Here is an 11274-nt window from a genome sequence, read left to right as displayed (position 1 = left end):
CGTACGCCCGTTCCGGTCCGGACGGGCAGGTGGTGGCTCTGGTTCGGTACGGGCCCTCGGCAGCCTCCAGCCGGACCAGGTACTCGGGGTCCTGCTGACACCCTTCAGCCGCGGCGATCGGGTCAGCCGTCCGCCGTGCCCCACTCGATCAGCTCGCGCCCGGGGCCGAACAGGCGCGGGGCGAGCACCTTGAGGTGAGGCGGTGCGGACTGGCGGGAGGGTTTGAGGAGGAGGGTCTGGACGCCGTCCTCCGCCGGGTCCGGCCGGCCGGGTGCGTCCTCGAAGCCTGCGAAGCGGTAGGCGACCTCCATCATCCGGTTGCGTTCGGTGCGGCGGAACGCCGCGGTGAGGGTGGTGCCGGCGCGGGCGGCCTCGTCGGTGAGCCAGCGCAGCAGGGCCGCTCCCACACCGAAGGACACCACGCGGCAGGAGGTGGCGAGGAGCTTGATGTGGTGGGCGTCGGGGCGCCGTTCGAGGAGGATGACGCCGATGGCGCCGTGCGGGCCGAAGCGGTCGGTGAGGGAGGCGACCAGCACCTCGTGCCGCTCGTCCACGATGAGGGAGCGCAGGTCCTGGTCGGAGTAGTGGACGCCGGTGGCGTTCATCTGGCTGGTGCGCAGGGTGAGTTCCTCGACGCGGGAGATCTCCTCGTCGCCCGCGTGCTCGATGCGCAGTTCCAGGGACAGGGAGCGCAGGAACTCCTCGTCGGTGCCGCTGTGCTCGGAGCGCTCGGATTCCCGGCGGAAGCCCGCCTGGTACATCTCCCTGCGGCGGCGCGCGTCGTGGGTGACCACGGTCGGGCTGAACTCCGGGCGGGTAGGGAGGGACAGCGCGTCCTCGGCCGGGTAGCAGCGCACGTCGGGGAGGTGGAACTCGACCTCCGCCCGCTCGGTCGGCTGGTCGTCGATGAAGGCGACGGCCGACAGCGCGAAGTTGAGCTCGTCGGCGATGGCCCGGACGGAGACGGACTTCGCGCCCCAGCCGATGCGCGGCAGGACGAAGTACTCGGCGAGCCCGAGCTTCTCCAGCCGCTCCCAGGCGTGGGCGTGGTCGTTGCGGCTGGCGACCGACTGGAGGATGCCGCGTGAGTCGAGTTCGACCACGACGTCCCTGACCGCGGGGGGGATCTCGACCTCGTCGCCCTCCAGCAGGGTGCCGCGCCACAGGGTGTTGTCCAGGTCCCAGATCAGGCACTTGACGGTGGGGTGCTGCTCGGTCACGTGGTCCATCCCTCCCGGTTCACACTTCCCACAGGGTTACGGTCCAGGCGGCGACCGGGCTGTTGCTGATCACCAGGACGTGGTCGCCGTGATTCAGCTCCCCGGTGGCCAGCAGGCGGTCGAGGTTGAGGACGACATCCATCGGGCCGAGGTGGCCCAGTTCGGCCAGGTGCGCCGCGCAGACCGGGTGGACCGGCACGCCCAGCGTGGCGTGCCAGAAGTCGAACGCGCTGGCGGTGACGTTCTGCATCAGCATGGTGGCCACATCGCCCTTGCCGACGCCGGCGTCGGCGAGGACCTGGTCGACCAGCGGGCCGAGGCGGGTACGGCTCTGCATGGCGAGCTCGAAGGAGTAGCGGTCGTTGTCGGCGCACTCCTCGCGCCACTGGGACCAGGGCTGGTCCTTGTACTCGACCTTGAACAGGTCGTGGAAGGAGCTGTCGGCCTCCATCCGGTGGGCCTTGAGCACCGGGCGGCCGCCCCGGACCAGGGTCATGGCGAAGGCCCCGTCCCCGATCACCGTGACCGGGCGGCGGACCCGGGCGGCGGCGGTGGGCCGGCTGCCGTAGGTGATCAGCACGCTCTGCCGGGCGGGGTCGCCGAGGATCAGATCGCGGCCCAGTCCCCAGGCGGCCGAGGAGCCGGCGCAGCCCAGGCCGTCGATGGTGAACGGGAAGGTGCCGGTCAGCCCGGCGAGGTGGGAGATCTTCCCGGCGTCCGAGCCGATCAGGACGTCCGGCGCCCGCGAGCCGATGTGCAGGACGAGGTCGGGGGTGGTCGGATGCGCGGCGATGAGCTCCCGGCAGGCGCGGGCGGCGAGTTCGGTGGGTTCGGTGTCGGGGAACACCCCGACCGTCCGGATACCCGCCTGCTCGGCGAACTTCAGCTCCTCGTCGCTGAGCAGGTCCAGCTCCGGCAGGTCCTCGACGGCCACCCGCTCTTCCGGCAGCAGGCAGTACACCGCCCCCAGGCCGACGGTTCCCGCGGTTTCGGTTCCGATGGTCATGTCACCCTCTCCAGAGCGCGCTCCGCGAGGATGAGCTGACAGATCTCCTCGCTGCCCTCGATGATCTGCATCAGCTTGGCGTCCCGGTACGCCCGGGCCACTGTCCCGCCGTCCACCGACCCCGCCGAGGCCAGGATCTGCACCGCGGCGGAGGCGGCGTGCGCCGCGTGGCCCGCGGCGGCGTGCTTGGCGAGCACCGATGCGCTGCTCAGCTCGGCGGAACGGCTGTCCCAGCAGCCGGAGGCGTGCTCGCACAGCCGGGTTGCGGTCTGCTCCGCCACGTACATCTCGGCCAGGTGGCGGGCGACGAGTTGGTGTTCGGCCAGGGGCTTGCCGAACTGCTCGCGATCGCGGGCGTGGGTGGCGGCGGCTGAAAGACAGGCGCGGATGATGCCGACGCAGCCCCAGGCCACCGACAGCCGGCCATAGGTGAGCGCGATGGTGGTGAGCAGGCCGAGCGACACGCTCGCTCCCGAGAGAACCCGCGTCGCGGGCAGGCGCACATCTTCCAGGAGTACGTCGGCGTGGCCGGCCGCACGACAGCCGAGCGGCTGCGGGACCGGCCGTACGGTGACTCCGGGCGCCCGGGTGGGCACCAGCACCGCGGCCGCGCCGTCCTGGTAGCGGCCGAACACCACCAGCACATCGGCGTAGGCGGACGCGGTCGACCATACCTTGTGTCCGTTGAGGACCACCGAGTCGCCGTCGTCCACGACCGTGGTGGCGATCGCCGAGAGGTCACTGCCGGCCTGCGGTTCGCTGAACGCCACCGCGGCGAGCTCGCCGCGGGTGAGGGCGGCGAGCTCCTTCGAGCGCTGCTCCCGGGTGCCGAACCGCTGGATGGTCCAGGCCGCCATGCCCTGTGAGGTCATCACGGACCGCAGCGAGCTGCACAACGTACCGGCGTGGGCGGTGAGTTCGCCGTTGTCCAGGCCGGACAGGCCCCGTCCGCCGAACTGGGTGGGGACCTCCGCGCACAGCACGCCCTCGCCGCCGAGCCGGCGGAGGGTCTCCAGCGGGATGGCACCCGCCAGATCCCAGCCGCCGGCCCGGTCCCCGACCTCCTCGCTCAGCAGCGCGGCCAGTTCCTCACGCGGCGTCATCTGTCTGGGCCAGACGCAGAACGAGCGCGGTCATGGCGTTCACCGTACGAAAGTTGTCGATCTTCAGGTCCGGTCCGGCGATGGCGGTACCGAAGGTCTGCTCGACGTGGACCACCAGTTCCATCGCGAACATGGACGAGATGCTCCCGGAGGCGAACAGATCGGTGTCCGACTCCCAGTTGGTCTTGGTGCGCTCCCGCAGGAACTGCTTCAACTCGGCCGCGACTCCTTCCGCCGTGAGCTGACGGTCGGCGGTGGGGTTGGTCATCTCTGCTTCCTCTCAGGCTTCTTGTGGACGAGCGTGAGGCCGTCGGCGACGGGCAGCATGGAGATCTCCACGCGCTCGTCGTCGCGCAACCGGGTGTTGAGTTCGCGAATGGCCACGGTGTCCGGATCCTGTGCGTTCGGATCGACGACCCTGCCGAAGAACAGCGTGTTGTCCAGCACCAGCAGCCCGCCTGGGCGCACCAGCTCCAGGGACTGCTCGTAGTACCGGAGGTAGTTGGTCTTGTCCGCGTCGACGAAGGCCAGGTCGAAACTGTCCTCGCCCGACTGGGACTTCAGCTGGTCGAGGGTGTCGGCCGCGTCCCCGAGTCGCTGGTCGATCCGGTCGGCGACGCCGGCCCGCTCCCAGTAGCGGGCCGCGATGGCGGTCCAGCGCTCGCTGATGTCGCAGGTGACCACGGTGCCGCCGGGCGGCAGGGCGCGCGCCATGCACAGACTGCTGTAGCCGGTGAAGGTGCCGACCTCCAGTACCCGGTACGCACCGGTCAGCCGCACCAGCAGAGCGAGAAGCTGCGCCTCCTCCGGCAGGACGAGCATCGCCTGGAGCATCGGCATTCCGGCCGTCTCCTCGCGCAGGTCGCGCAGGATGTCGTCGTCGCGCAGCGACATGTGCCGGACATAGTCCTGGAGCTCGTCGGTGAGGCCGAGCTGACCCGCCATCAGAGGCCGACCGCGTAGGTGTAGAAGCCGCGCCCGCTCTTGCGGCCCAGCTCGCCGTCGGCCACCTTCCGCTGCAGCAGCTCGCAGGGGCGGCAACCGTCGTCGCCGGTGCGCTCGTACAGCACCTTCAGCGAGTCCACCAGGTTGTCGATGCCGATCAGGTCGGCGGTGCGCAGCGGCCCGGTGCGGTGTCCGAGGCAGTCCTGCATCAGCGTGTCGACGTCCTCGGCGGTGGCCCGTCCCTCCTGGACCACCCGCGCCGCGTCGTTGATCATGCGGTGCAGGACCCGGCTGGTGACGAATCCGGGGCCGTCGCCGACCCGGACGCCGCGCCGGTCGAGCGCGGCGAGCAGCCGCTCGACCGAGGCCAGGGCCCGCTCGCCGGTGCGGGAGCCGCGGATCACCTCGACCGTGCGGATCAGGTACGAGGGGTTCATGAAGTGCACCCCGAGCAGGTTCTCGGGGTGCGGCAGTTGCTGCGCGAGCTCGTCCACCGGGATGGACGAGGTGTTGGTGACCAACGCGGTGTCCGCGCCGACCGCCGCGCCGACTTCGGTGAGCGCCTTGACCTTCAGGCCGGGCTCCTCGGTGATCGCCTCGATCACCACATCCGCGCCTCGGCAGTTGGCTGCCGAGGCGCAGATCGACAGCTCTCCCTGGGGTATGTCGGGCCGGGCGCCGAGGAGCTGGGCCGTCCGCAGCTCGCGCTCGACCCTGGCACGGGCCCCCGCACGCTTCTCGGGGTCGGTCTCGACCAGGACGACGGGGACACCGTGGATCAGGGCCAGGGTCGTGATGCTGGTGCCCATGACACCGGCCCCCAGTACGGCCAGCCGAGGGGTCGGCTCTTCCTTGCTCACCACATACCTCCGCCAGTGCGGTTCAACAGTGGATCGAACGGACAGCAACCCGGGCGGGTCTCGTCGGCGGCGCGGGGGTGGGCCGGAAAGTCGATTACCCGGCAGCAGACGGATCGTAAGTGCGCCATTTCAGAAATCGCCACCCTGGCCCCACGTGTGATGACTCACAAATGCGGCGCCATTTTCTCATATCAGCCCGTTGGTATCGGACCTTATCACGCGTGTTCCAGAGGGCACCAGACGCCATTTGGATGGCCGTCCGGGGTTGGTTTCTGCGTTTCTGGCAGCTTGTTTCCACACTTCACATTGAGGGCGAATCGGATATGAGTGGGGGTTAGTATCGGATATGGATAGGGGCTGGCAGGAGGTGTCCCCGGCGCCGAGCATCCATCGGTGCGGGTGATCAAATAACGCTTGCCGCGTCTTCATGTCTGGTGTTACGTTGCGAAGGCGATCGGAGTTGACGGGGAGCGACTACTCAGGGTAGTTCGCAGGCAGTGACGCTAACGGGGGCTCGGCTGAAGTCTTCTCGCTTTTGTATTCCGTTCCTTTCCGGAGAATTCATCCTCAAGCTGTGCCGTCGTGCGCTGTGCCGCCGCGTGAAACAGCGCTTTGCATGTGCCGCAATAGACGTTCGAGCCATGAGTCACCTTGACCACGAGACAAAGGCCTATGGACGACAAGCGTGCTCTTCTTTTGAAACTGCTGGCATCCGTGCAGGAACATGCCACGCCCGGAATCGCGACGGAGCGAGAAGACATCGCGGTCATCGGCCTGGCGGGGCGTTTCCCTTCGGCGAGGACCCCGGACGAGCTGTGGAGCAACGTCGTCGAAGGCCGCAACTGCGTCCGTGAGGTGCCCGCCGACCGATGGCGGATCGACGAGCACTACCACCCCGACGGCCAGGGCGGGCGCAGCTACAGCAAGTGGGGCGGCTGGCTGGAGGACGTCGACAAGTTCGACCCGCTGCTCTTCCAGATCTCGCCGTCGGACGCCGAGGAGATGGACCCCCAGGAGCGGCTGTTCCTGGAGACGGTGTGGGCGACCATCGAGGACGCGGGATATCGGCCCCGCGGGCTCGGCGCGGGCAATCCGGTGGGCGTCTTCGCCGGCGTCATGAACAACGACTACGAATGGCTGGCCGGGGAGAGCAGCGCCTTCGGGGTGCACACCAACGCGCGCTCCGCGCACTGGTCGATCGCCAACCGGGTGTCGTATGTGCTCGATCTGCGCGGGCCGAGCCTCACGGTGGACAGCGCCTGCTCGGCCTCGCTCACCGCCGTGCATCTGGCGTGCGAAAGCCTGCGGCGCGGAGAGTGCCGGGTGGCGGTGGCCGGCGGGGTGAACCTGATCCTGCACCCGATGCATCTGCGGATGCTGGCCGACCGCCAGATGATTTCGCACGGTGACCAATGCCGTAGCTTCGGCGCGGACGCCGACGGATTCGTGGACGGCGAGGGTGTGGGTGCCGTTCTGCTCAAGCCGCTGAGCGCGGCGGAGGCCGACGGTGACCGAATCTACGCGGTTTTGAAGGGCTCGGCGATCAACGCCGGCGGAAGAACCAGCGGTTACACCGTGCCCAACCCGACGGCCCAGGCCGAGGTGATCCGCGCGGCGATGCGGCGGGGGCAGGTCGACCCCCGGACCGTCACCTATGTGGAGGCGCACGGTACGGGAACTCCGCTCGGCGATCCGATCGAGATCGCCGGGCTGCGCGAGGCCTTCCGCGACGAAAGCGGTGCCGTATCCGGTGCGGGCGGTGGAGGCTGCGCCATTGGTTCGCTCAAGTCGAATATCGGCCATTTGGAATCCGCCGCGGGCATCGCCGCCCTGGCCAAGGTGCTGATGCAGCTGAAGCACGGCGTCCTTCCGCCCTCACTGCACTCGGCCGAGCTGAATCCGGACATCGACCTGTCAAAGACGCCGTTCCGGGTGCAGCAGGAGGCCGAACCCTGGACCCGTCCCGTACTGCGCGACCGCGACGGCCGGGAGGTGGAGTTCCCGCGCCGCGCCGGAATCAGCTCCTTCGGCGGCGGCGGGGCGAACGCGCATCTCGTCGTGGAGGAGTACCGGGACAGCAGACCCCGCACCCGGGACGGCGGGGACGCCGAACTGATCGTGCTCTCCGCGCTCACGGAGGAGCGGCTGCGGGCCTACGCGGGCGAGCTGGCCGGCTTCCTCGGCCGGCGGTCGGCCACGGGCGTGTCCCTCATGGAGTGCGCCCGGACGGCCGCCGAGGTGCTTCGGGTGCGCCCGGAGGACCTGGACCCCGACCTGGACCTCGTGGACCACGGGTTCGGCGCGGCCGAACTGGTCGCGCTGAGCGAGCGACTGGGGCTCGACCACACCGTCTCCGGGGAGATGTCGCTGCGCGACCTGGCGGGCGAGGCGGGCGACGGACCGGCCCCCGCACTGGCCGACGTCGCCCACACGCTGCGGGTCGGCCGGGAAGAGCTGGACGTCCGGCTGGCGTTCCCCGCGACCGGTCTGGACCGGGTACGCGAACTGCTGCGGGCAGTCGCGGCGGGCGAGGCGGCCGACGTCGAGCTGAACGACGCGAGCCGCACCCGCCGATCGCGGGACGGGGACGCCGGGAACCGGCTGGCGCGCGCCCTGGCCGAGGGCGACCTGCGCACCGCGGCCCGGCTGTGGACCGAGGGCGCCCCCGCCGACTGGCCCGACACCGGCGCCCGCCGGATCGGCCTGCCCACCTATCCCTTCGCCCGCAAGCGCTACTGGATCCCGTCCCCGGCCGGCCACGCCGGACCGGCCCCCGCACCCGCCCCGGTCCTGGCGCGCGCCACCAGCCGGACCACCACCGAAGCATTACGCCACCCGGAGCCCGCGCCCACCGACCGGCCGCCCGTACCGCCGAACGGCCCCGAACTGGGCTACTACGAGCCGATCTGGTGCCCCGAGGACCAGGCGGCCCCCGCACCCCCCGCCTCCGAACCGCACCGGGTGGCGGTGCTGACCCCCGGCGAGCCCGACGCCCTGGCGCGGGCGCTGCTGCGCCACCACCCCGGGGCCCGGCTGTTCCGCCTGGACCGGGACGACCCCGAGGCCCTGCTCGCCGAGCCGGTCGGTCACCTCTACCACCTCGGCGGCACGCGACTCCCGGACACCTCCGACGACGGGCTGCGGGACGGCGTGCTCGCGCTGTTCCGGACGCGCGTCACCCAGGGCCGGCTCACCGTCGTCACCGCGGGCGCGCACGAGGACAACCCGTACGCGGCCGGGATCCTGGGCTTCGCTCAGGTGATGGCCGCCGAGTGCCCCGGCCTCGACATCACCTGCGTGGACGTCTCGGACACCGACCCCGAACAGGCGCTCGCCGCGGTGCTCGCCGAGCCCCCGCACCCGGCCGGCCGGGCCGTGCTGGTACGCGCCGGCCGCCGGCACGTACGGCGGCTGCTCGCAGCCCCCCTGCCCGCGCCCGAGCGCTCCCCCTACCGCACCGGCGGGACCTATCTGGTGGTCGGCGGGACCGGGGGCATCGGCCAGGCCCTGTCCGAGGACCTCGCGTCGCGGCACGGGGCCAACCTGGTGTGGCTCAGCCGCGGAGAGCTGGGCCCCGAACAGCAAGAGACCGCACGGCGGGTGCGGGAGGCCGGCGGCCGGCTGCTGCACCTGCGGGCGGACGTCGCGGACCCGGCCGCGCTGCGCGAGGCCGTGGCGGAGACCAAGCAGCGGTTCGGCGCGCTGCACGGCGTGTTCCACGCCGCGATGACGTTCAACACCAGCACCATCGCCGAACTCACCGAGCCCGAGCTGCGGGCCGCGATCGCCGCCAAGGTCGACGGCTCGCTCGCGCTGGCCGCCGCCGTGGCCGGGGAACCCCTGGACTTCCTGGCGTTCTTCAGCTCCGTGGGCTCATACGTCAGCGCCGCGGGCAACGCCGCCTACGTGGCCGCCAGCACCTTCCAGGACGCCTACGGGCGGCTGCTCGCCACCGAGCGCCCCTATCCCGTACGGGTGATCAACTGGGGCTACTGGGGCCGGACCGGATCCGGTGCCCAGCCCGGCCTGCAGCAGATATTCCAGAAGACCGGCGTCGCCGAGTTCTCCGTACGTGAAGGGCTCGACGCCCTGGAGCGGGTGCTGGCCGGTTCCCTCGTACAGGTCATGCCCATCCGCGCGGACCGGCGGGCCCTGGAGGCGATGGGGCTGCGCAGGTCGGCGCTGGCCGAGCGGATCGGCCGGCCGGCCACGGCCGGCGCGGGCGCCGACGCGGTGGTGGCCGGCTATGAGCGGCTGACCGCGCTGTGCGAGTCCGTGCTGCTCGGCGTCTACCAGCGGATGGGCGCCCTGCTCCGGCCGGGCGAGCGGCACACCGTGTCCGGCCTCGCCGACCGGCTCGGCATCGTGCCCAAGTACCACCGGCTGCACTCGGCCCTGCTGAACATCCTCGCCGACGCCGGACACCTCACCGTCCGGGGCGACGAGGTCGAGGTGGCGTCCACCCCGGACGAGAGCGACCCGCACCGCTGGGACGGCGAGTTCGACCGGATCGCCGCCGACCACCCGGACATCGCGGCCACCGTGACGCTGACCCGGCTGTTCCTGCGCAGCTACCCGGAGGTGCTGCGCGGCGAGGTCGTCGCCACCGAGATCATGTTCCCAGGCGGCTCGATGGAGCTGGTCCAGGACTTCTACCGGGGCAATCCGCTCACCGACTCCTTCAATGAGCTGGTCGCCCGGGCGGTGGCCGAGCACGCGCGCGCGGCCCTGCCCGCGCTCGGCGCCGGGCAGCGGCTGCGCCTGGTCGAGTTCGGGGCCGGCACCGGGGCGACCACCGATCGGGTGCTGCCGGTGCTGTCCGCACACGCCGACCGGGTCGAGTACGTCTTCACCGACATCTCGCCGGAGTTCCTGGACAGCGCGGAGCGCCGGTTCGGCGCGCGCTATCCGTTCACCCGCTTCCGCACCCTGAACCTGGAACTGAGCCTGGCCGGGCAGGGGTTCGAGCCGGGCAGTGCGGATGTCGTGGTGGCCACCAACGTGGTGCATGCCACCTCCGACCTCCGCGCGACCCTGCGCAAGGCGCGTGAGCTGCTGCGCCCGGGCGGCTGGCTGGTGCTCAACGAGCTGACCGCGATCCGCGCCGGCATCACCGTCACCGGCGGGGTGCTGGACGGCTGGTGGGCCTTCGCCGACGGCGAGCTGCGCATCAAGGACGCGCCCCTGGCCCACGCCGGCACCTGGCAGCGGCTGCTGGTCGAGGAGGGCTTCACGGACACGCTGGTGCTGGACCGCGGCCCCCGGCTGGGCCAGCACGTGATCATCGGGGAGAACGCCGCCCGCCCCGCGCCCGCCACCGCCCCGGCCGTGTCCGCTGCGGCTGCCGCGGCCGTACGACCGGAGTCCGCCAACGCCACCGTCGCGGACCCCGACACCGCCGCCGCCCCGCTGCTGCCCCGGCTCGCCGCGATCTTCGAGGCGGCACTGAAGCTGGATCAGCCGCTCGACCCGGACCGGCCGCTGTCCGAGTACGGCTTCGACTCCCTGAGCGGCACGCGGATCGCCGGAGTGATCGAGGAGGATCTGGGGGTCCGGGTACGGCTGGGCGACCTCCTCCAGCATCCCACCCTGCGCGGCCTGACCGACCATCTCGCGGAGAAAGGGGTGAACGGAGCCGGCCCGGCCGCGGCGCCCCCCGCGCCCGAGGAATCGGCCCACCGGCAGGAACCGGTGTCCTTCCCGCTCTCGGTGGGTCAGCGGGCGCTGAGCGTCATCGAACGGACCGCACCGGGCAACTACGCCTACAACCTGCCCCTCGCCTTCTGGCTGGACCCGGACGTCGACGTGGCCGCCCTGCGCGCGGCGCTGCGGTCCATGGTCGACCGCCACCCCCAGCTGCGGGCCCGCGTGGTCGGCGAACGGCAGGTGGTCGACCCGGGCCGGGAGCTCGCGTTCACCGAGCGGCGGCTGGACACCAGCTCCACCGGGGACATGGACGCGGTGCGCGAGGCGGCCCGGGCCTGCCTGCGCGAGCCCTTCGACCTCGCCGCCGGGCCGCTGCTGCGGGCCACGCTGTTCGGCCTGGCCGACGGCCGCCACGTCCTGCTGCTCACCTTCCACCACATCGTCTTCGACGGCGTGTCCATCCCGGTCTTCCTGCGCGAGCTGTCCGCGTTCTA

Annotated in this window: 7 protein-coding genes (1 of these 7 running past the window's edge); 1 reads left to right on the top strand and 6 read right to left on the bottom strand. The window is 71.4% G+C overall.

Annotated features, from left to right (window positions below):
* Positions 1 to 122 precede the first annotated feature (122 nt).
* Genes ACH4U7_RS22130 through ACH4U7_RS22105 form a run of 6 tightly spaced genes read right to left on the bottom strand, consistent with a single transcriptional unit; the run spans position 123 to position 5134 of the window.
* The gene (locus tag ACH4U7_RS22130; protein ID WP_398529571.1) at positions 123 to 1229 is read right to left on the bottom strand and encodes an HAD-IIIC family phosphatase; all 1107 of its coding nucleotides are present in this window, start codon (positions 1227 to 1229) and stop codon (positions 123 to 125) included.
* A 10-nt stretch (positions 1230 to 1239) separates the two neighbouring features.
* Positions 1240 to 2226 carry a 3-oxoacyl-[acyl-carrier-protein] synthase III C-terminal domain-containing protein gene (locus ACH4U7_RS22125; RefSeq protein WP_398529570.1) on the bottom strand — a complete coding sequence of 329 codons (987 nt, stop codon included), beginning with the start codon at positions 2224 to 2226 and terminating at the stop codon, positions 1240 to 1242.
* Positions 2223 to 3329 (bottom strand): acyl-CoA dehydrogenase family protein, encoded by a 1107-nt coding sequence (locus ACH4U7_RS22120; protein ID WP_398529569.1) that lies wholly within the window; start codon positions 3327 to 3329, stop codon positions 2223 to 2225. The genes ACH4U7_RS22125 and ACH4U7_RS22120 overlap by 4 nt, the downstream gene beginning before the upstream one ends.
* Positions 3316 to 3597, bottom strand: a complete 282-nt coding sequence (locus tag ACH4U7_RS22115; protein WP_398529568.1) for an acyl carrier protein — start codon at positions 3595 to 3597, stop codon at positions 3316 to 3318. The genes ACH4U7_RS22120 and ACH4U7_RS22115 overlap by 14 nt, the downstream gene beginning before the upstream one ends.
* On the bottom strand, positions 3594 to 4274 hold the full coding sequence (locus tag ACH4U7_RS22110; protein ID WP_398529567.1) for an O-methyltransferase: 681 nt from the start codon (positions 4272 to 4274) through the stop codon (positions 3594 to 3596). The genes ACH4U7_RS22115 and ACH4U7_RS22110 overlap by 4 nt, the downstream gene beginning before the upstream one ends.
* Complete coding sequence (locus ACH4U7_RS22105) at positions 4274 to 5134, bottom strand: 3-hydroxyacyl-CoA dehydrogenase family protein (protein WP_398529566.1); 861 nt, start codon at positions 5132 to 5134, stop codon at positions 4274 to 4276. Before ACH4U7_RS22105 ends, ACH4U7_RS22110 begins: the two co-directional genes overlap by 1 nt.
* Positions 5135 to 5848: 714 nt before the next feature.
* Here ACH4U7_RS22105 and ACH4U7_RS22100 point away from each other — a divergent pair.
* A protein-coding gene (locus ACH4U7_RS22100; RefSeq protein WP_398529565.1) for an amino acid adenylation domain-containing protein crosses the window boundary here: on the top strand, positions 5849 to 11274 show its 5' portion. It continues 17935 nt past the right edge of the window; only the first 5426 of its 23361 coding nucleotides appear in the window; its start codon is at positions 5849 to 5851; its stop codon lies beyond the right edge, outside the window.

Origin of the sequence: Streptomyces sp. NPDC020845, from assembly GCF_044334165.1 — a bacterium.
GTDB lineage: Bacteria > Actinomycetota > Actinomycetes > Streptomycetales > Streptomycetaceae > Streptomyces.
The sequence above is the reverse complement of the archived record's forward strand: the minus strand, read 5'-3'. Positions and strand labels throughout refer to the sequence as shown.

What these genes read in the sequence shown, in the direction of transcription:
- ACH4U7_RS22110 (WP_398529567.1), bottom strand. Translation starts at nt 4,274, where the DNA reads ATGGCGGGTCAGCTCGGCCTCACCGACGAGCTCCAGGACTATGTCCGG.
- ACH4U7_RS22120 (WP_398529569.1), bottom strand. Translation starts at nt 3,329, where the DNA reads ATGACGCCGCGTGAGGAACTGGCCGCGCTGCTGAGCGAGGAGGTCGGG.
- ACH4U7_RS22130 (WP_398529571.1), bottom strand. Translation starts at nt 1,229, where the DNA reads ATGGACCACGTGACCGAGCAGCACCCCACCGTCAAGTGCCTGATCTGG.
- ACH4U7_RS22115 (WP_398529568.1), bottom strand. Translation starts at nt 3,597, where the DNA reads ATGACCAACCCCACCGCCGACCGTCAGCTCACGGCGGAAGGAGTCGCG.
- ACH4U7_RS22125 (WP_398529570.1), bottom strand. Translation starts at nt 2,226, where the DNA reads ATGACCATCGGAACCGAAACCGCGGGAACCGTCGGCCTGGGGGCGGTG.